Source organism: Staphylococcus sp. FSL W8-1268, assembly GCF_038003965.1.
Classification (GTDB): Bacteria; Bacillota; Bacilli; order Staphylococcales; family Staphylococcaceae; genus Staphylococcus; species Staphylococcus hominis.
The window spans coordinates 1,593,211-1,613,532 of record NZ_JBBOQE010000001.1 but is presented as its reverse complement, the minus strand read 5'-3'; the positions used below and the strand labels follow the sequence as shown (position 1 = coordinate 1,613,532).

General features: G+C 31.1%; 21 protein-coding genes. 16 read left to right on the top strand and 5 right to left on the bottom strand.

What is annotated here, in order from left to right; translation table 11 throughout:
* Positions 1-42: 42 nt before the first annotated feature.
* From pdhA to auxB, 11 genes are all read left to right on the top strand, one after another.
* On the top strand, positions 43-1,155 hold the full coding sequence (gene pdhA, locus NST64_RS08120) for a pyruvate dehydrogenase (acetyl-transferring) E1 component subunit alpha (RefSeq protein WP_002448048.1): 1,113 nt from the start codon (positions 43-45) through the stop codon (positions 1,153-1,155).
* A gap of 3 nt (positions 1,156-1,158) precedes the next feature.
* The gene (locus NST64_RS08115) at positions 1,159-2,136 is read left to right on the top strand and encodes an alpha-ketoacid dehydrogenase subunit beta (protein WP_002448131.1); all 978 of its coding nucleotides are present in this window, start codon (positions 1,159-1,161) and stop codon (positions 2,134-2,136) included.
* A 208-nt stretch (positions 2,137-2,344) separates the two neighbouring features.
* Complete coding sequence (locus tag NST64_RS08110; RefSeq protein WP_002488351.1) at positions 2,345-3,649, top strand: dihydrolipoamide acetyltransferase family protein; 1,305 nt, start codon at positions 2,345-2,347, stop codon at positions 3,647-3,649.
* A 3-nt stretch (positions 3,650-3,652) separates the two neighbouring features.
* Positions 3,653-5,059: a dihydrolipoyl dehydrogenase gene (lpdA, locus tag NST64_RS08105; protein ID WP_002455496.1), complete on the top strand. Its 1,407-nt coding sequence runs from the start codon at positions 3,653-3,655 to the stop codon at positions 5,057-5,059.
* A 143-nt stretch (positions 5,060-5,202) separates the two neighbouring features.
* Positions 5,203-5,475 (top strand): UPF0223 family protein, encoded by a 273-nt coding sequence (locus NST64_RS08100; protein ID WP_002448248.1) that lies wholly within the window; start codon positions 5,203-5,205, stop codon positions 5,473-5,475.
* A gap of 131 nt (positions 5,476-5,606) precedes the next feature.
* Positions 5,607-6,146 carry a helix-turn-helix domain-containing protein gene (locus NST64_RS08095; RefSeq protein ID WP_002448067.1) on the top strand — a complete coding sequence of 180 codons (540 nt, stop codon included), beginning with the start codon at positions 5,607-5,609 and terminating at the stop codon, positions 6,144-6,146.
* Between the two features lie 20 nt (positions 6,147-6,166).
* Complete coding sequence (locus tag NST64_RS08090; protein WP_002455494.1) at positions 6,167-7,261, top strand: ABC transporter ATP-binding protein; 1,095 nt, start codon at positions 6,167-6,169, stop codon at positions 7,259-7,261.
* On the top strand, positions 7,254-8,057 hold the full coding sequence (locus tag NST64_RS08085) for an ABC transporter permease (protein WP_002448200.1): 804 nt from the start codon (positions 7,254-7,256) through the stop codon (positions 8,055-8,057). Before NST64_RS08090 ends, NST64_RS08085 begins: the two co-directional genes overlap by 8 nt.
* Before the next feature lie 5 nt (positions 8,058-8,062).
* Positions 8,063-8,872, top strand: coding sequence for an ABC transporter permease (locus NST64_RS08080; protein WP_049417878.1), 810 nt, complete (start codon positions 8,063-8,065; stop codon positions 8,870-8,872).
* Complete coding sequence (locus NST64_RS08075; RefSeq protein ID WP_049417879.1) at positions 8,869-9,942, top strand: ABC transporter substrate-binding protein; 1,074 nt, start codon at positions 8,869-8,871, stop codon at positions 9,940-9,942. The genes NST64_RS08080 and NST64_RS08075 overlap by 4 nt, the downstream gene beginning before the upstream one ends.
* A 72-nt stretch (positions 9,943-10,014) precedes the next feature.
* A complete protein-coding gene (gene auxB, locus NST64_RS08070; protein WP_002448099.1) occupies positions 10,015-11,133 on the top strand; it encodes a lipoteichoic acid stability factor AuxB in 1,119 nt (372 codons plus the stop codon).
* Between the two features lie 381 nt (positions 11,134-11,514).
* Here the strand turns inward: auxB and NST64_RS08065 are convergent, their stop codons facing one another.
* Entirely contained in the window at positions 11,515-12,861 is a 1,347-nt protein-coding gene (locus NST64_RS08065) for an Nramp family divalent metal transporter (protein ID WP_002448215.1), read from the bottom strand.
* A gap of 179 nt (positions 12,862-13,040) precedes the next feature.
* Positions 13,041-13,652, bottom strand: coding sequence for a YktB family protein (locus NST64_RS08060; RefSeq protein ID WP_002448079.1), 612 nt, complete (start codon positions 13,650-13,652; stop codon positions 13,041-13,043).
* Between the two features lie 230 nt (positions 13,653-13,882).
* On the opposite strand from NST64_RS08060, the gene NST64_RS08055 reads away from it, so the two are divergent.
* Positions 13,883-14,104 (top strand): GNAT family N-acetyltransferase, encoded by a 222-nt coding sequence (locus NST64_RS08055; RefSeq protein WP_002448140.1) that lies wholly within the window; start codon positions 13,883-13,885, stop codon positions 14,102-14,104.
* A 239-nt stretch (positions 14,105-14,343) separates the two neighbouring features.
* The gene (locus tag NST64_RS08050; protein ID WP_002448077.1) at positions 14,344-15,159 is read left to right on the top strand and encodes an inositol monophosphatase family protein; all 816 of its coding nucleotides are present in this window, start codon (positions 14,344-14,346) and stop codon (positions 15,157-15,159) included.
* 68 nt (positions 15,160-15,227) lie between these two features.
* Here NST64_RS08050 and NST64_RS08045 read toward each other — a convergent pair whose 3' ends face one another.
* Positions 15,228-15,419, bottom strand: a complete 192-nt coding sequence (locus NST64_RS08045; protein ID WP_002448174.1) for a DUF5325 family protein — start codon at positions 15,417-15,419, stop codon at positions 15,228-15,230.
* A gap of 98 nt (positions 15,420-15,517) precedes the next feature.
* Between NST64_RS08045 and typA the strand changes: the two genes are divergently transcribed.
* A complete protein-coding gene (gene typA, locus NST64_RS08040; protein WP_002448035.1) occupies positions 15,518-17,362 on the top strand; it encodes a translational GTPase TypA in 1,845 nt (614 codons plus the stop codon).
* 61 nt (positions 17,363-17,423) lie between these two features.
* On the opposite strand, the gene NST64_RS08035 is transcribed toward typA, so the two are convergent.
* Both NST64_RS08035 and NST64_RS08030 read right to left on the bottom strand, forming a co-directional pair.
* Complete coding sequence (locus NST64_RS08035; protein WP_002449988.1) at positions 17,424-17,618, bottom strand: DUF2197 domain-containing protein; 195 nt, start codon at positions 17,616-17,618, stop codon at positions 17,424-17,426.
* Between the two features lies 1 nt (position 17,619).
* On the bottom strand, positions 17,620-18,105 hold the full coding sequence (locus NST64_RS08030; RefSeq protein WP_002450004.1) for a hypothetical protein: 486 nt from the start codon (positions 18,103-18,105) through the stop codon (positions 17,620-17,622).
* Between the two features lie 138 nt (positions 18,106-18,243).
* On the opposite strand from NST64_RS08030, the gene NST64_RS08025 reads away from it, so the two are divergent.
* Both NST64_RS08025 and ftsW read left to right on the top strand, forming a co-directional pair.
* The gene (locus NST64_RS08025) at positions 18,244-18,519 is read left to right on the top strand and encodes a YlaN family protein (protein WP_002488709.1); all 276 of its coding nucleotides are present in this window, start codon (positions 18,244-18,246) and stop codon (positions 18,517-18,519) included.
* Between the two features lie 245 nt (positions 18,520-18,764).
* Positions 18,765-19,997, top strand: a complete 1,233-nt coding sequence (ftsW, locus tag NST64_RS08020) for a cell division peptidoglycan polymerase FtsW (RefSeq protein WP_002455484.1) — start codon at positions 18,765-18,767, stop codon at positions 19,995-19,997.
* The last annotated feature ends 325 nt before the right edge of the window (positions 19,998-20,322 follow it).

Here is a 20,322-nt window from a genome sequence, read left to right as displayed (position 1 = left end):
TAAAATGAATTTCTATTATATGGGAAAGGTATGGTGAATTGAATGGCTCCTAAGTTACAAGCCCAATTCGATGCAGTAAAAGTATTAAATGATACTCAGTCGAAATTTGAAATGGTTCAAATTTTGGACGTAGATGGTAATGTCGTAAATGAAGACTTAGTACCTGATTTAACTGATGAACAATTAGTAGAATTAATGGAAAGAATGGTGTGGACACGTATTCTTGACCAACGTTCTATTTCTTTAAATAGACAAGGTCGTTTAGGTTTCTATGCTCCAACAGCAGGACAAGAAGCATCTCAATTAGCTTCTCAATATGCTTTAGAAAAAGAAGACTTCATTTTACCTGGTTACCGTGATGTACCACAACTTATTTGGCACGGTTTACCGTTAACTGATGCTTTTTTATTCTCAAGAGGTCACTTTAAAGGTAACCAATTCCCTGAAGGCGTAAACGCATTCAGTCCACAAATCATTATCGGTGCACAATATATCCAAACAGCTGGTGTGGCATTCGGTATTAAAAAACGTGGTAAAAAAGCAGTTGCTATCACTTACACTGGTGATGGTGGTTCTTCACAAGGTGATTTCTACGAAGGTATTAACTTTGCTTCTGCTTATAAAGCACCAGCAATCTTTGTTATCCAAAACAATAACTATGCTATTTCTACTCCACGTAGTAAACAAACAGCTGCTACTACATTAGCTCAAAAAGCAATTGCAGTAGGTATCCCTGGTATCCAAGTTGATGGTATGGATGCATTAGCTGTATATCAAGCTACTAAAGAAGCTCGTGATCGCGCAATTAATGGTGAAGGTCCAACATTAATCGAAACTATGACTTATCGTTATGGTCCACATACAATGGCTGGAGATGATCCAACTCGTTACAGAACTTCAGATGAAGATGCAGAGTGGGAGAAAAAAGACCCGTTAGTTCGTTTCAGAAAATTCTTAGAAAATAAAGGATTATGGAGCGAAGAGAAAGAAAACGAAGTTATTGAACGTGCTAAAGACGACATCAAGAAAGCAATTAAAGAGGCTGACAATACTCCAAAACAAACTGTTCTTGATTTAATGGATATCATGTATGAAGATATGCCTCAAAATTTAGCTGAACAATATGAAATTTACAAAGAGAAGGAGTCGAAATAAGCCATGGCACAAATGACAATGGTTCAAGCGATTAACAATGCGCTTAAAACTGAATTGCAAAATGACGAAAACGTTTTAATTTTCGGTGAAGACGTTGGTGTTAACGGCGGTGTATTCCGTGTTACTGAAGGTTTACAAAAAGAATTCGGTGAAGACCGTGTATTCGACACACCATTAGCTGAATCTGGTATTGGTGGTTTAGCTCTTGGTTTAACTGTAGAAGGTTTCCGTCCTGTAATGGAAATTCAATTCTTAGGATTCGTATTTGAAGTGTTTGATGAAGTTGCTGGTCAAATTGCTCGTACGCGTTTCCGTTCAGGTGGTTCTAAAACTGCTCCTGTAACAATTCGTACACCATTTGGTGGTGGGGTACACACTCCAGAATTACACGCAGATAACTTAGAAGGTATTTTAGCTCAATCACCAGGTATTAAAGTAGTTATTCCATCTGGTCCTTATGATGCTAAAGGTTTATTACTTTCATCAATCAGATCAAACGATCCAGTTGTATATTTAGAGCACATGAAATTATATCGTTCATTCCGTGAAGAAGTTCCTGAAGAAGAATATACAATTGAAATTGGTAAAGCAAATGTCAAAAAAGAAGGTAATGACATTACATTAATTGCATACGGTGCAATGGTACAAGAATCTGAAAAAGCTGCAGAAGAACTTGAAAAAGAAGGTTACTCTGTAGAAGTTATCGATTTACGTACAGTTCAACCAATCGATATTGATACATTAGTTGCATCAGTTGAAAAAACTGGTCGTGCAGTAGTTGTTCAAGAAGCTCAACGTCAAGCTGGTGTTGGTGCTACTGTAGCAGCTGAATTAGCTGAACGTGCTATTCTTTCATTAGAAGCTCCAATTGCACGTGTTGCTGCTGCTGATACTGTATATCCATTTACTCAAGCTGAAAACGTTTGGTTACCAAATAAAAATGATATTATTGAACAAGCTAAAGCTACTTTAGAATTCTAATAGTATATACAAAACAGTAAGCTATATATGAATCTATATATTTAAAATAAGTATTTTCTATTTATTTTATGTATATATAATTAATTGTAAACTAGAGACGTAGGACAAAATGATAAAGTGTTAACAGACACGACATATTATTCTGTCCTTCCTCTATGTTATAAATTTATTTAAATAATAAATATTTAAATCTTAGGAGGATAAGAACGTGGCATTTGAATTTAGACTACCCGACATTGGTGAAGGTATCCACGAAGGTGAAATCGTTAAGTGGTTTGTTTCAGCCGGAGATACAATTGAAGAGGATGACGTATTAGCAGAGGTTCAAAATGATAAATCTGTAGTAGAAATCCCATCTCCTGTAAGCGGTACAATTGAAGAAGTAGTAGTTGAAGAAGGCACTGTAGCAGTTGTAGGTGATGTCATTGTTAAAATTGACGCACCAGATGCAGAAGAAATGCAATTTAAAGGTCATGATGATGACGATGCTTCATCTAAAGAAGAAGAACCTGCAAAAGAAGAAGCTAAAACTGAAGAAACTCCAGCAGCTTCAACATCACAAGATGAAAAAGTAGACGAAAACAGACGAATTAAAGCAATGCCATCTGTACGTAAATATGCACGTGAAAAAGGCGTGAACATTAAAGCAGTTTCTGGTTCAGGTAAAAATGGACGTATTACTAAAGAAGACATCGATAACCACTTAAATGGTGGCGGTGCTCAAGCAGCAACAGCTTCAAATGAAAGTGCAGCTGCTTCAACATCAGAAGATACTTCTGCAGTTCAAACTCAATCAGTACCTGAAGGAGACTTCCCTGAAACTACAGAAAAAATCCCTGCTATGCGTAAAGCAATTGCTAAAGCAATGGTTAACTCAAAACACACTGCTCCACACGTAACATTAATGGATGAAATTGATGTTCAAGACTTATGGGATCACCGTAAAAAATTCAAAGAAGTTGCAGCTGAACAAGGTATTAAATTAACATTCTTACCATATGTTGTTAAAGCGCTTGTTTCTGCACTTAAAAAATACCCAGCACTGAATACGTCATTTAATGAAGAAGCTGGTGAAATTGTACACAAACATTACTGGAATATCGGTATCGCTGCAGATACTGAAAGAGGTTTATTAGTACCTGTAGTTAAAAATGCAGATCGTAAATCTATTTTCCAAATCTCAGATGAAATCAATGAATTAGCTGTTAAAGCTCGTGATGGTAAATTAACATCTCAAGAAATGAGCGGTGCTACATGTACAATTAGTAACATCGGTTCAGCTGGTGGACAATGGTTCACTCCAGTTATCAATCACCCAGAAGTAGCTATTTTAGGTATTGGACGTATTGCTCAAAAACCTATTGTTAAAGATGGTGAAATTGTAGCAGCTCCAGTATTAGCATTATCATTAAGCTTTGACCACAGACAAATTGATGGTGCAACTGGTCAAAATGCTATGAATCATATCAAACGCTTATTAAATAATCCAGAATTATTATTAATGGAGGGGTAAAACATGGTAGTTGGAGATTTCCCAATTGAAACAGATACTATTGTAATCGGAGCAGGTCCTGGTGGATATGTTGCTGCAATTCGTGCAGCTCAATTAGGACAAAAAGTTACTATTGTTGAAAAAGGTGACTTAGGTGGTGTGTGCTTAAACGTTGGATGTATTCCATCAAAAGCGTTATTACATGCTTCTCATCGTTTCGTAGAAGCTCAACACTCTGAAAATTTAGGAATTATTGCTGAAAGCGTATCACTTAAATTTGATAAAGTTCAAGAATTTAAACAATCAGTTGTTAATAAATTAACTGGCGGTGTTGAAGGTTTATTAAAAGGTAATAAAGTTGACATCGTTCGTGGTGAAGCTTATTTCGTAGATGAAAATAGTTTACGTGTTATGGATGAGAAAAGTGCTCAAACGTATAACTTCAAAAATGCTATTATTGCAACTGGTTCAAGACCAATTGAAATTCCTAATTTTGAATTTGGCAAACGCGTTATCGATTCAACAGGCGCTTTAAACTTACAAGAAGTTCCTGGTAAATTAGTAGTTGTCGGTGGCGGTTATATTGGTTCAGAACTTGGTACTGCCTTTGCTAACTTCGGTTCTGAAGTTACAATTTTAGAAGGTGCTAAAGAAATTCTTGGCGGTTTCGAAAAACAAATGGTTCAACCTGTTAAAAAAGGTATGAAAGAAAAAGGCGTTGAAATTATCACTGAAGCTATGGCTAAAAACGCTGAAGAAACTGAAAACGGTGTTAAAGTTACTTACGAAGCTAAAGGTGAAGAAAAAACAATTGAAGCTGATTATGTATTAGTAACTGTAGGTCGTCGTCCAAATACAGACGAATTAGGCTTAGAAGAATTAGGTCTTAAATTTGCTGATCGTGGATTATTAGAAGTAGACAAACAAAGTCGTACTTCTATTAAAAACATCTACGCAATTGGTGATATCGTACCTGGTTTACCACTTGCACACAAAGCAAGTTATGAAGGTAAAGTAGCTGCAGAAGTAATCTCAGGTCAAGCATCAGAAGTTGATTACATTGGTATGCCTGCTGTATGCTTCACTGAACCAGAATTAGCTCAAGTTGGCTATACTGAAGCTCAGGCTAAAGAAGAAGGTTTAGATTTCAAAGCATCTAAATTCCCTTATGCTGCTAACGGACGTGCTTTATCATTAGACGATACAACTGGTTTCGTTAAATTAATTACATTAAAAGAAGATGACACAGTTATTGGTGCTCAAGTAGCAGGTAATGGTGCTTCTGATATTATTTCTGAATTAGGTTTAGCTATCGAAGCAGGCATGAATGCTGAAGATATCGCATTAACTGTTCATGCTCACCCAACATTAGGTGAAATGACTATGGAAGTTGCTGAAAAAGCTATTGGATTACCAATCCATACTATGTAATTTCCTTTTGAAATAATTGAGAATTAAATCGACGTATTTAATTGAAATAATTGAAATAACCATTTACGGTGGGACTATGATTTTATAAGGAATCTAGTTCCACCTTTTTTTATAGAATTAAGTTTATATTTTGGAGGGTAACTATGGAATATCAATATCCACTCGATTTAGATTGGTCTAATGAGGAAATGGTTGATGTTATCAAATTTTTTAATCAAATTGAAAACTATTATGAAAAGTCTATAATAGGTACTGAACTAATGGAACAATATAAAAAATTTAAACAAATTGTGCCAGGAAAAGCTGAAGAAAAACAAATTTTTAAAGAATTTGAAGAAAAAAGTGGCTATAATAGCTATAAAGTCATCCAAGAAGTTAAAAAACATCCTGATCAAGAAAATTTTAGTAAACATTAAGATCTCTAATTTAATCTCAATTTTTTAATATACCTATTGAATTTAAAGCTGTATTTTGTTATTTTTATTAAGCATTAAACAAAATGTTTGATAATAGTAAACAAGATACAGCTTTTTTTAGGTGGTTAGTTATGCAAATTGGATATAAATTAAAAAATTTAAGACGTCAAAAAAATCTTACTCAAGAAGAGTTAGCGGAACGAACTGATTTATCAAAAGGATATATATCACAAATTGAAAGTGAATATGCGTCTCCAAGTATGGAAACATTTTTAAGTATATTAGAAGTATTAGGTACTACACCAAGTGATTTTTTTAAGGAAAAAGCGAAAGAAAAAGTATTGTATAAAAAAAGTGAACGGACTATTTATGATGAATATGACAGAGGATATATTTTAAATTGGGTTGTACCCAGTTCAAATGAAAATGAAATGGAACCTCTTATAATAACAATTAAGCCTGGATCATCGTACAAATCTTTTGAACCTTCTGAATCTGATACCTTTATTTATTGTTTAGAGGGATGTGTAACACTTACGTTAGGTAAAGAGCGCTATCAAGCTTATGAGGGAGATGTATTTTATTTTAGAGCAAATGAATTACATCAATTACATAATAATTCAGAAAATGAAGTTAAAATTCTAATTGTAGCAACAGCATCATATTTATAATTTATAAAGGAGGAAATGGATTGGAGTCACTATTATCTTTTAAAAAAGTTACTAAGAAATTTGATGATACAACAATATTAAATAATATGAACTTAGATATTGAATCGGGATATTTTTATACGTTGCTCGGTCCCTCAGGATGTGGTAAAACTACAATTTTAAAACTTATTGCAGGATTTGAACAACCTAATGAAGGTCAAATTATTTATAAAAATCAGTCTATCGAAAAATTACCTGCAAATAAACGTAGAGTAAATACAGTATTTCAAGATTATGCTTTATTTCCTCATTTAAATGTATATGAGAATATTGCTTTTGGTTTAAGACTAAAAAAGTTTTCTAAACAAGAGATTGATAAAGAAGTTAAAGAAGCATTAAAACTTGTTAAGTTAACAGGTTATGAACAACGTCATATTGATGAAATGAGTGGGGGACAAAAACAAAGAGTCGCTATTGCCAGAGCTATTGTAAATAAACCTGAAATTTTATTATTAGATGAATCTCTTTCGGCATTAGATTTAAAATTACGTACTGAAATGCAATATGAACTTCGTGAGTTACAAAAAAGATTAGGCATCACTTTTATTTTTGTTACTCATGATCAAGAAGAAGCATTGGCACTTAGTGATTATATTTTTGTGATGAAAGATGGTGAAATACAACAATTTGGCACACCAACAGATATTTATGATGAACCAGTGAATCGATTCGTCGCTGATTTTATTGGAGAATCTAATATTGTTGATGGCACAATGGTTAAAGATTTTGTAGTGAATATATATGGTCAGGATTTTGAATGTGTCGATGCTCGGATTCCATCTGGGAAAAAAATTGAAGTAGTGATTCGTCCAGAGGATATTTCTTTAGTTGAATCGACACAAGGTTTATTCACTGCAACTGTCGATTCAATGCTTTTTAGAGGTGTACATTACGAAATTTGTTGTATTGATGAAAAAGGATATGAATGGGTTATTCAATCTACTAAAAAGACAACAATAGGAAGTCAGGTAGGTTTGTTTTTTGAACCTGAAGCTATTCATATTATGGTTCCTGGAGAAACTGAAGAAGAATTTGATAAACGTATTGAAAGTTATGAGGATATTGAACATGCGTAATTTAAATAAATTTCTCATCATTCCATATTTATTATGGATGATTATTTTTATTATTATTCCTGTGCTATTACTTGTATATTTTTCATTTATCGATATAAATGGTCACTTTAGTTTTACAAATTATCGACAAGTCTTTTCAATGAAATATTTAAAAATGATGTGGGATTCTATTTTTTATGCGGCACTTATAACAATCATTACACTAATTATAAGTTATCCTGCAGCCTATTTTATTAGATCTTCAAAATTCCAAAATATTTGGTTACTTATATTAATCATACCCACATGGATTAATTTATTGTTAAAAACGTATGCTTTTATTGGAATTTTAAGTCACGAAGGTATGATTAATAAAATGTTAGGTATAATGCATATTGGTCCACTAAACTTGTTGTTTACATCAGGTGCGTTTTTACTTGTTGCAAGTTATATTTATATACCATTTATGATTTTGCCTATTTTTAATAGCATGAAATCAATTCCTAATAATTTATTACAAGCTTCAAGTGATTTAGGTGCAAATACATTTACTACTTTTCGTAAAGTCATACTTCCTTTAACTAAAGAAGGTGTGATGACAGGTGTTCAAGTTACATTTATACCAGCACTATCATTATTTATGATTACTAGATTGATAGCTGGAAATAAAGTGATTAATATTGGTACATCTATTGAGGAACAATTTTTAGTTATTCAAAACTACGGAATGGGTTCGACAATAGCTATCTTTTTAATTGTATTTATGGCCTTTATCTTAATTATTACTAAATCTAAAGAAACAAATGGAAGAGGGTGAATTAAATGAAATGGTACGGGAAACTTTATATAGGAATATTACTTGTTATATTATACCTTCCTATTTTTTTCTTAATGTTTTATTCGTTTAATTCAGCTGGAAATATGGTACATTTTGAACATTTTACATTAGAACATTATCAAGCTTTATTTCAAGATGATCATTTAATGTCTGTAATATTCAATACAATAGCAGTTGCATTGCTATCCGCAGCAGTATCTACTATTATAGGAACATTTGGAGCAATATCAATTTATTATTTGCGAAATAAGAAGTTTAAATTGACGTTACTTACATTAAATAATGTACTAATGGTTTCATCTGATGTTGTCATAGGTGCCTCGTTTTTAATTATGTTCACAGCTTTAGGACATATATTTGGATTAGGGTTAGGATTTGGAACAGTATTAGCATCGCATATTGCATTCTGTATACCTATAGTAGTCATTCTTGTGCTACCACAGCTATATGAAATGAATCATAATATGTTAAATGCAGCTCGTGATTTAGGCGCTACAGAATCTCAAGTACTCGGACGTATACTTTTACCAAACTTAATGCCTGCTATTATTGGTGGCTTTTTTATGGCACTTACCTATTCCCTAGATGATTTTACTGTAAGTTTTTTTGTGACAGGTAATGGATTTAGTGTCTTATCAGTAGAGGTGTATGCCATGGCTCGAAAAGGTATCAGTATGGAAATAAATGCTATTTCAACAATCTTATTTTTAGCTATTGTGCTAGGTATTATTGGATACTATGCACTTCAAAATATATTAAAACGTAGAAGTGCTAAAAGAGGTGCAATAGAATGAAACAATTTTTTCAGTTAATTATCGGTGCCATTGTAGTAGGATTGATATGTTTAGGAATAAGTCATTGGTTTAATTCTCAAGATCATACAAAAACTGGTAAAAAAGTTTATGTATATAACTGGGGGGAATACATTGATCCCGATTTAATAAAGAAATTTGAAAAAGAGACAGGTATACAAGTTGTTTATGAAACGTTTGATTCGAATGAAGCCATGGAAGCAAAAATTAAAAATGGTGGTACACATTATGATGTTGCATTTCCAAGTGAATATACTGTTCAAAAATTAAAAAGAGAACATTTATTAGAACCTTTAGATCATCAGAAAATACCCAATATTAAAAATTTGGATTCTGATTATATGAATATGGCTTATGATCCACATAATAACTATTCAATACCATATTTTTTGGGGACGGTAGGTATTCTATACAATAAAAAAGCGTATCCTAATGAACAATTTGATAGTTGGAACAATTTATATCAGTCTAAATACAAAAATGACATATTACTTGTTGACGGGGCTAGAGAAATTATAGGATTAGCTTTAAATAAATTGGGTTATAGTTTAAATGATTCCAATCCTGTTCATATTAAGCAAGCAGAACAAGACTTACAATCTCTTACCCCTCAAGTTAGAGGGGTAGTAGGTGATGAAATTACTATGATGCTTCAACAAAATGAAGGCCATATTGCTGTAGTATGGAGTGGTGTAGCAGCACCACTTGTTCAAGAGGGAGATACTTATGATTATGTGGTTCCTAAAGAAGGTTCGAATGTATGGTTTGATAACATGGTCATTCCTAAAACTGCTCAAAATAAAGAAGGCGCATATCAATTTATTAACTTTTTATTAGATGCTAAAAATAATAAACAAAATACAGAATGGGTTGGGTATGCTACTCCGAATAAGGCAGCTAGAAATTTATTACCAAATAACATAAAAAACGATCATCGTTTTTATCCAACTCAAAAAGAACAAAAACGATTAGAAGTTTATAAAGACTTAGGAGAGAAAACATTAGGAGAATATAATGAAAGTTTCTTGAATTTTAAAATGTCGTTAAAATAAGTGATAATTAGTAGTTATTTTCTTATAAATTAGATATAATAATTTGACAAGTCAATTAAGGAGTTGTAATAAATGTCAGGAGAACGATACACACAAATCAAACGACCTGTGAGCCGTTTAACTGAGAAACTTTTAGGTTGGATTAGTTGGATTTTCTTATTAATATTAACGGTTATTACAATGTTTATTGCACTCGTATCATTCAGTAATGATACATCAATTCAAAATCTTGAAAATTCCATGAATAATAATCAATTAATACAACAAATACTAGTTAACAATAGTCTAAATACGACTCAATTTGTTATATGGTTACAAAATGGAATTTGGGCAATTATCGTGTACTTTATCATTTGTTTATTAATTTCATTTTTAGCTTTAATTTCTATGAATATTAGAATTTTATCTGGAATATTATTTTTAATTGCTTCCATTATTACTTTACCTTTAGTGTTATTATTTATTACATTAATTATTCCAATCTTCTTCTTCATTACAGCGATTATGATGTTTGCAAGAAGAAGTAAAATAGAAACAGTTCCAGCATATGGTTCTACTTACGATTATCCCCCTTATTATAATCAAAGAGATGATTATGATGATAGATATTATTATGAAGAAGAACCTACTCAATATAATGATGAAGAAGAGTACATAGAATCACCTCGTAAGACTAAAAAATCAGAACGTCGTATTCGTCGTAAACCTTCAAGTGATTATAATGAAAGAGAACATGATTATGAAGATTATCATCATATTACTCAAAATAATGATGAGCAAGATTTTAATGATGATATTGAGGAAGATAAATATAATCAATATCCTAAACGTGCTGTAAAAAGTGAATATCAACAATCTTCAAATGATGATACTTCTGGCGTGCTTTCAAGACAAAGAAAGTATAAATATAAATCAAAAAATAGTATGCCGAATGAAGTTAATGATGATGAAAATAATGTAGAAAAAGACTTATATATTGATAAGAAAGAACAAAAAGCACAACGTAAAAGAGAAAAAGCGGAATTACGTGCTAAGAAAAAAGAAAAACGTAAAGCTTATAATCAACGTATGAAAGAAAAAAGAAAGAATCAGCCAAGTGCTGTTAATCAACGTCGAATGAATTATGAAGAACGCAAACAAATTTTAAATAAAGAAGAAAACAAAGAGAAACACTCGGTTGATCAGGAATAATTGAAGGTTATTAGTTTTACGTGTAACTCCCAAGCAATTTGAATTGAATTGCTTGGGAGTTTATTTATCGTCAATAAAAATAAAATTGGATAAGTATTTAATAATAGAAGGATATAAATTAAAATAAATGCATACATAATTGAAATGATATAGTCGCAATAATCAGTTCTATTGGAGTATTTGTAAAATCTACATTATATAACATAGTTAGGTCATTAATTATTAAAAATTAAATCTATACTATTCATATTATGACATTGATATGAAAGTTTAATATAGTGTGGTTTGCAATGATATTATGGAAGTTATAATGAATTAAAACAATACAGAGAAAAACTATTGTTAAGATATCATGTTCAATACCTTAACAATAGTTTTATTTTATGCAAAAAATTCTTTAAATGTTTCGATAATTAAATAAACATTAAGTAGGCTTAGAATAATAATTAAACTCCAAGAACAAAAGTTAATCCAGTTTTTATTATAAAAAGGGCCCATTAATTTTTTGTTGCTTGTTGCAAGTTGTAAAGGAATGAGTGAAAACGGTAAAGCGATACTTAAAAATACTTGAGAAAGTACTAAAAGTTGTTCCATTTTATTTTCATTACCTTTAAATACAATTAAACAAATTATAACAGGAATGACAGCTAAACCTCTAGTTATTAATCGTCTTAACCAATTTGGAATTGATAATCTTAAAAATCCTTCCATAACAATTTGACCTGAGAGTGTTCCAGTGATTGTAGAATTTTGTCCAGATGCAAGTAGTGCAATAGCGAATAATGTACTCATTATACTGCCAAGTACTGACCCTAGAAGCGGCTGAGTTTTAAGGGCATGATATAAATCATAAAATCCTCCTAATTTATCAGCATTAACACCATAAAATAGTGCAGCACCTAATATAAGTAACAAGCAATTTACTATAAAAGCGATGCTTAATTGTATATTAGAATCAATTGTTGCATATTTAATTGCTTGTGCCTTATCGTTCTCATTAGTTCTATCATATTTACGTGATTGTACAATCGAAGAATGTAAATAGAGATTGTGAGGCATAATTGTAGCACCAATAATCCCTAAAGCAATATACAGTACACTATGATTTGTAACGATATCCTTATGAGGAATAAAACCGTTAAGAATATTAATCACTTTAGGTGATGAAATAAATACTTCGAATAAGAAAATAATTAGAACAGTAAAAATTAATGTTCCGACAATCGCTTCGATTTTTCTGAAGCCAAATTTCATAATAAAGAGTAAAAGAAAAACATCTAAAACAGTTATAAGTGCACCTATAATTAAAGGAATATTAAACAATAAGTCTAGAGCTATTGCACTTCCGATAATTTCAGCAATATCTGTAGCGATAATAGCTAGTTCTGCTATTATCCAAAATATAATTGCTAACGGGCGATTTAAATAATGACGTGTCATTTGTGCTAAATCCATCTCTGTAGCAATACCTAATCTAACTGTCATGCTTTGCAAAAGCATTGCAGCTAAACTAGAAACTAAAATAATAAAAAGAAGAATATAGCCAAATTGTGCTCCACCTTGCATAGATGTAATCCAGTTACCTGGATCCATATATCCCACCGCTACTAATAATCCTGGACCTAAAAAAGCTAAAAATTTTTGGCTTGCACTTTTATTACTACTAAAGTCTACTGTATTATTAATTTCGTCTAAACTACGTTGTTTTTTATTACTCATATGATTCATTCATACACTCCTAAAATCTTTTTAATTATATTAACCTAAATATATTTTTAGGTCAACCTAAAAATGTTGTAAAAAAGAATATTACTGAATTTAGATGGATCTTCAAGACAGTGAGTGATTACCAATAAAATAAAAAACACCTGAGACTTCTAGTAAAGTCCCAGGCCGAAGAATAGTATTTATTCATATAATTTTAAGAATTCATCAAATGTTTCTTTAATAAAAGCTAAAAATGTTTCATCTGATTTTAATCGTTCATCACTAGGGGCTAAAGTACGTGCTATAAAAAATTCTCCTTTTTTCACATTTTTAACACGATCAATAGCTTGATGTAAATCAGTATCACTTAAATCTTTGATATATTGTTTATCTTTTTTCATGTGATTTAAACTAATTTGATAATCATTTGGAAGTTGTTTTAATGCATTAAAATGTTTGTCAAAAACTTTAACACGTTCTTCTTTATTTTTTCCTTCATGCATTATTCCATACATGATAAATAATTGATCCCTAAAAAGGCCAATTTGGAAGTGGGGTAACATTTTATAACCACGTTTATTAGGTGCAAAAGCGACCCAGGTATCTATAGGAGGATTAACACTTCTACGCGCATGTTTAGCAACATGTGCATAAAATGTTTCTCCAGTTTGAGAAGTGAAATACTCACTAAAATAATCGCCTAACTGATGTAATTGAGGTCTAATATATTTATTTAAAGCTTCCATTCGTTCATCTAAACCCTCAACGTCAAATGCTTTAAAATCTTTAGGTGTAAATGTGTATTGTGTCATTGATCTTCCTCCTATTTTAATAGTATGTTGAGTTTATTGTAGCATATATTTCAAAGTGATAATGATAGAATAGTAATATACAATATAGATAGTTAATTTAAACTAAAAAGGTAGAGTCAGTACCTAGATGTTAGTCATTTAATTTTTAGGATTTTACCCCTCGTGGTTAGGAGAGTGTCATGAGATTAATAAAAGTAAAAGAAAAAAGACTATAATACAATACTAAAAATTTGGAAATGTTGTTTATAGATCCTAAACATTTTAATAAAGGTTACGGTACAATCATACTTCAGTCACTGATTCAAGAAGATAAAATCCAATATGTAGATGTTAATAAAGATAACCAACATGCATTGAAATTTTATATTAAAAATGGTTTTAAAGCATATAGTGAATCTCAAAAAGACAATCAAGGTAGAGATTACCCGATTTTACATTTAAAATTAGCTTAATGATCTTTTATTTATTTATCTTCCATAATTATAAGATGAATGTACATATTTATTCATATATTTTAAATGTTTTCAGTCTTTTATATCATGGATTTGATAGGTTGCTTTTATTGGCGACCTATTTTTATGCTTATAAACTATTCATAAGAGTTTAATATATAGTGATGAAGGTATAAAATGATGTATAACAATTATAAAATTGATTTGATGTATAATAGTAAGCAACAGGAGATGATAGTATGTCGCTATATGATTTTGCTAAAGGCTTAGTTTTAGAAGCAGGAAATAAAGTTAGAATAATGATGAAGGAAGAATTAAATATTGAAACAAAATCAAATCCGAATGACTTAGTTACAAATGTTGATAAAGCTACTGAAAATTATATATATGATGCGATTACCCATAGTTATCCAGAACATCGTGTTATTGGGGAAGAAGGACATGGTCATGATTTAACTCATGTTGAAGGGGTCGTATGGGTAGTGGATCCAATTGATGGCACATTAAACTTTGTACATCAAAAAGAAAATTTTGCTATCTCAATTGGTATCTATCGAAATGGTAAACCATACGCTGGCTTTGTATATGATGTAATGAAAGATGTTTTATATCATGCCAAGGTAGGTGAGGGTGCATTTGAAAATAAACATCCATTATCTACGATTGAATCTACCACCCTAAAGAAAAGCTTAATTGGTATCAACCCAAATTGGGTAACCAAACCTAAAATGGGTCCTATATTTCAAGATATAGTAAATGATGCAAGAAGCTGTAGAGCATATGGTAGTGCAGCTTTAGAAATTATAAGTGTAGCTAAAGGACAATTGGCTGCTTATATCACACCTAGATTACAGCCTTGGGACTTTGCTGGTGGTCTTATTGTATTAAATGAAGTTGGAGGCGTAGCTAGTAACTTATTAGGTGAACCATTAAATATTTCAAGTGCGAATTCAGTATTAGTAGGAAATTCAAATATTCATAAAGAAATATTAGAAATTTATCTAGCACCTAATACGGCTACTTTAATAGATTTACATCAACGCTTTAAAAAATAAAAAATCTTATTTCAATAAAAAAAGCTTGAGGCAAAAATATCTCAAGCTTTATATATCTTAATGGTTGATTATAGCCAATTGTTTTCACGATACTTTTTCTTAAGCGTAAATCCGGCGCCAAACGTTGCAATGAAAAGAATAAATGTTAAAATCATCATTGGAATACTTCCAGCACCCACGCTGAAACTAAAGAGCACTAAAAATATAACTGCTACAATAGAAAGTATCCAGAATATACCTTTAGATTTTGGTTTTTCCATCCCCATCCCCACCTTTTAGTTATCTTTTGTTAATATTATGATATAATAAAAAAGTTGCAATTAAAAGTGGGAATTTACTCAAGAAAGGATATTATAAAATGACTAATAGAAGAGAAGATGTTCGTAATATTGCAATTATTGCTCACGTCGACCATGGTAAAACAACACTAGTTGACGAATTGCTTAAACAATCTGGAATCTTCAGAGAAAATGAGCATGTTGATGAAAGAGCAATGGACTCTAATGACTTAGAAAGAGAACGTGGTATTACAATTCTTGCTAAAAATACTGCGATAAATTATAAAGGTACAAGAATTAACATCTTAGATACACCAGGACATGCTGACTTTGGTGGTGAAGTTGAACGTATTATGAAAATGGTAGATGGTGTTGTACTTGTTGTAGATGCCTATGAAGGTACTATGCCACAAACACGTTTCGTACTAAAAAAAGCATTAGAACAAAATTTAAAACCTGTTGTAGTAGTTAATAAAATTGATAAACCTTCTGCTAGACCAGAAGCAGTAGTAGATGAAGTATTAGATTTATTTATTGAACTTGAAGCAAATGATGAACAACTTGATTTCCCAGTTGTTTATGCATCAGCTGTAAATGGAACAGCGAGTGTTGATTCTGAAAAACAAGATGAAAACATGCAGTCTTTATATGAAACAATTCTTGATTATGTGCCTGCTCCAATTGATAACAGTGATGAACCACTACAATTCCAAGTAGCATTATTAGACTATAATGATTACGTTGGTCGTATTGGTATTGGCCGTGTATTTAGAGGTAAAATGCGTGTTGGAGATAACGTATCGCTTATTAAATTAGATGGTACAGTGAAAAACTTCCGTGTAACAAAAATCTTTGGTTTCTTTGGTTTAAAACGTGAAGAAATTGAAGAAGCACAAGCGGGAGATTTAATTGCTGTATCAGGAATGGAAGATATCAACGTAGGTGAAACAGTTACACCACATGATCATCAAGAAGCGTTACCAGTATTGCGTATTGATGAACCTACACTTGAAATGACATTTAAAGTAAATAATTCACCATTTGCTGGTCGTGAAGGTGATTTTGTAACTGCTCGTCAAATCCAAGAACGTTTAGATCAACAGCTTGAAACAGATGTATCTTTAAAAGTTACACCAACAGATTCTCCAGATACGTGGGTTGTAGCTGGCCGTGGAGAGTTGCACTTATCTATTTTAATTGAGAATATGAGACGTGAAGGATTTGAACTTCAAGTTTCTAAACCTCAAGTTATTTTACGCGAAATTGATGGTGTATTAAGTGAACCATTTGAACGTGTTCAATGTGAAGTTCCATCTGAAAATGCTGGAGCAGTGATTGAATCACTTGGTGCGCGTAAAGGTGAAATGTTAGACATGTTAACAACTGATAATGGATTAACACGTTTAATCTTTATGGTACCTGCACGTGGTATGATTGGATACACAACTGAATTTATGTCTATGACACGTGGTTATGGCATTATTAATCATACATTTGAAGAATTTAGACCTCGTGTTAAAGCACAAATTGGTGGCCGTCGTAATGGTGCATTAATTTCAATGGATCAAGGACAAGCAACAGCTTATGCCATCATTGGTCTAGAGGACAGAGGTGTAAACTTCATGGAACCAGGTACTGAAGTTTATGAAGGCATGATTGTAGGAGAACATAATCGTGAAAATGACTTAACAGTTAATATTACTAAAGCTAAACATCAAACTAACGTACGTTCAGCAACAAAAGATCAAACTCAAACAATGAATCGTCCAAGAATTTTAACGTTAGAAGAAGCATTAGAATATATTAATGATGATGAATTGGTTGAAGTAACGCCTCAAAGCATCCGTTTAAGAAAAAAAATATTAAATAAAGCTGCACGTGAAAAAGAAGCGAAACGTGTAAAACAAATGATGCAAGATCAATAAAACTAATAAAAAGACGCAACATCAAATTTGATGTTGCGTCTTTTTATTATTGAAAAGTATACTATAAGTTTTCATTTGGAAAATGGAGATTAAATTTACGATTTTCATTTGGTCGTTGTCTAGGTGTGTCTAATCGACTTTTACAGTCACTACACATGAATGTTTTAATTGGATTATTACGTAGACGTTTAGCTTCAACTGTACGTTCATCAATTAAGACCTTAGTATCACAAATAATACATTGTACTTCTCGCAACTTAAATCACCTCAATACGAGTTACATATTTAAAGTTATATGAATAGGCGTTCTCCTCGGGGTTATAAACAAAGCTATCTACTGAATTATCATCGTACAATCTCTTACCATCTTTAGCAAATTGGAAAAAAAGATAAGGTAATAATTCTAATGGGATTTCAATTGAAGATGTATCATTTGAAAGTTTAATTGTAGTTGCACTTTCTAAGGGCTCTGCATTTTTAAAAAATGGTGTCATATTTATTGCAAATGAATCTTCTAATACAGCACGTTTACGATACTTAATTTCAGAGTTTAAAGTAGGAGGATTGGTTTGTCCTTCTAATATCGCTCTATTCCATTCGCGGTTATCTTCAAATTTAATAGGTTTAGTTCCTTCAAAAATACCGTTTTCAATATCCTCTATTTTTACTTTTCTATCATCAAAAATCCATGTTGTACTATCTAAAGTAATAGGAAATTTGACATCTCCTTTAATTTGAATCATCTTGCCCACTCCCTAGTTTCAATCTAACTATTATTTTATCATATTTAGATTGAAGGGTTTATTGAATAAACTTGCTTTTTAAAAGGTAGTAGGATAAACTTCTGATATGAAGATATTTAATGATAGGGGGAGAATGTGATGCCGAAGCAAATGAACATAAATAGTGAAGCTTATGAGCAATTAAATCAAGATGCTGACCGAATCTTGCATTTAATTAAGGTTCAAATGGATAATTTAACTATGCCATCTTGCCCACTATATGAAGAGGTTCTCGACACACAAATGTTTGGTTTACAAAAAGAAGTAGACTTTGCTGTGAAACTTGGTTTAGTTGATAAAGAAGAAGGTAAAAGTTTAATGCTTCGTTTAGAAAAAGAATTATCTAAATTGCATGAAGCATTCACAAACGTATAACTCTAAGTCTAATGCTTTTAATATGAAAGTGTTATAATGAGCAAGAATTAATATATGTAATAAATTTATGATAGTGACTGAAATGTTATGTAAATAATATTTTCAGTCCTTTTATTTTATTTTTTATATTTATGTTTGTTAATTAATAATTACAAAGTATATAATAGTTTAGACAGAATTTAATTTGATAAATCGTTTTAATGAGCATATATAGTTTAAATTTTTAGAATTGGATGATCTTTTTTATGAATAATTTAAAAAATATATTTCGATACATAGGTAGAACCTCTAAGTTTATCGATTATCCATTATTAATTTCATATGTTATTTTGTGTTTTATAGGTTTAGTGATGGTTTACAGTGCCAGTATGGTGGCAGCTACTAAAGGGACATTAACAGGTGGCGTTGAGGTTTCAGGTACATATTTTTATAACAGACAATTAATTTATGTTATCATGAGTTTTATTATTGTCTTTTTTATTTCATTTATGATGAATATAAAAGTTTTTAAACAATCAAAAATTCAACAGTGGATTATGATTATCATCTGTGTCCTTTTAATTTTAACATTATTGGTAGGTAAAAATATCAATGGTTCAAAAAGTTGGATAGACTTAGGATTTATGAATCTACAAGCTTCAGAGTTACTAAAAATTGCTTTAATTCTTTATATTTCTTATGTATTAAGTAAAAAATTACCACAGTTAAGAGGTAATTTAAAAATTATCAAAGGACCAGTTATTTTAATTATCCTTTGTTTAGGTTTAGTACTTTTACAAGGAGATATTGGACAAACATTATTAACATTAATTATTATATTATCAATGTTTTTATTTGTAGGTATAGGTGTTAAGAAAATAGTAAAAGGACCTATATTATATATTATTCTTGGATTTATTCTTATTGCTGGGTTCTTTATTTTCACCGGAATGATGCCAGAATATTTAAAGGCACGTTTTAGTACAATTTACGATCCTTTTAGTTCTTCTTCAGGAACTGGGTATCATTTATCCAATTCATTAATGGCAATCGGAAATGGAGGATTATTTGGTCGAGGATTAGGTAACGGTATCATGAAACTGGGCTATCTTCCAGAAGCGCATACAGATTTTATTTTCGCAGTAATTTGTGAAGAATTGGGACTGGTCGGTGCCTTATTAGTAATTGGATTATTATTTTTTATTGTATTCCGTGCATTTGTATTAGCCACTAAAACATCTTCATATTTTTATAAATTAATATGTGTTGGTGTAGCGAGTTATATTGGTAGTCAAACGTTCGTAAATTTAGGGGGTATATCAGCCACGATTCCTCTTACAGGGGTGCCTCTTCCATTTATAAGTTTTGGTGGTTCGTCTATGATCAGTTTAAGTATTGCTATGGGATTATTATTGTTAGTAGCAAGACAAATTAAAGTTGAAGAAAAAAGAACGATAAAAAATAAAAAATCCAAAGTGGATATTCCTAGACAATATTAAAATCACTTAATTATAGGTGTAAATATGTAACTAACATTATTGAGAGTGGAAGCGAGTATTAAAAAATTTGCTTCCACTCTTTTTACATTTATGTGACAAGTTAAAGGATTACTGGTCTAGAGTAGCGTCTTCAAATTATAAATGATAATATAAAGTTATTAAATATAATAAATATTAATGATTACATTTTAAAATAGTGATTAAGCTAACCTATTTACTATATTTTCATTTTATAAATTGTATGTAAAAAAGTAATAGCTTTCTCATTTATTTTAAGATAAAATTTTATTATCTAATTAGTTAGAATATTCAAATTATAAAGGGG

Coding starts and splice junctions, on each gene's coding strand:
- pdhA (WP_002448048.1), top strand. CDS start 43: ATGGCTCCTAAGTTACAAGCCCAATTCGATGCAGTAAAAGTATTAAAT.
- NST64_RS08115 (WP_002448131.1), top strand. CDS start 1,159: ATGGCACAAATGACAATGGTTCAAGCGATTAACAATGCGCTTAAAACT.
- lpdA (WP_002455496.1), top strand. CDS start 3,653: ATGGTAGTTGGAGATTTCCCAATTGAAACAGATACTATTGTAATCGGA.
- NST64_RS08100 (WP_002448248.1), top strand. CDS start 5,203: ATGGAATATCAATATCCACTCGATTTAGATTGGTCTAATGAGGAAATG.
- NST64_RS08095 (WP_002448067.1), top strand. CDS start 5,607: ATGCAAATTGGATATAAATTAAAAAATTTAAGACGTCAAAAAAATCTT.
- NST64_RS08085 (WP_002448200.1), top strand. CDS start 7,254: ATGCGTAATTTAAATAAATTTCTCATCATTCCATATTTATTATGGATG.
- NST64_RS08080 (WP_049417878.1), top strand. CDS start 8,063: ATGAAATGGTACGGGAAACTTTATATAGGAATATTACTTGTTATATTA.
- NST64_RS08075 (WP_049417879.1), top strand. CDS start 8,869: ATGAAACAATTTTTTCAGTTAATTATCGGTGCCATTGTAGTAGGATTG.
- auxB (WP_002448099.1), top strand. CDS start 10,015: ATGTCAGGAGAACGATACACACAAATCAAACGACCTGTGAGCCGTTTA.
- NST64_RS08065 (WP_002448215.1), bottom strand. CDS start 12,861: ATGAATCATATGAGTAATAAAAAACAACGTAGTTTAGACGAAATTAAT.
- NST64_RS08060 (WP_002448079.1), bottom strand. CDS start 13,652: ATGACACAATACACATTTACACCTAAAGATTTTAAAGCATTTGACGTT.
- NST64_RS08050 (WP_002448077.1), top strand. CDS start 14,344: ATGTCGCTATATGATTTTGCTAAAGGCTTAGTTTTAGAAGCAGGAAAT.
- NST64_RS08045 (WP_002448174.1), bottom strand. CDS start 15,419: ATGGAAAAACCAAAATCTAAAGGTATATTCTGGATACTTTCTATTGTA.
- typA (WP_002448035.1), top strand. CDS start 15,518: ATGACTAATAGAAGAGAAGATGTTCGTAATATTGCAATTATTGCTCAC.
- NST64_RS08030 (WP_002450004.1), bottom strand. CDS start 18,105: ATGATTCAAATTAAAGGAGATGTCAAATTTCCTATTACTTTAGATAGT.
- NST64_RS08025 (WP_002488709.1), top strand. CDS start 18,244: ATGCCGAAGCAAATGAACATAAATAGTGAAGCTTATGAGCAATTAAAT.
- ftsW (WP_002455484.1), top strand. CDS start 18,765: ATGAATAATTTAAAAAATATATTTCGATACATAGGTAGAACCTCTAAG.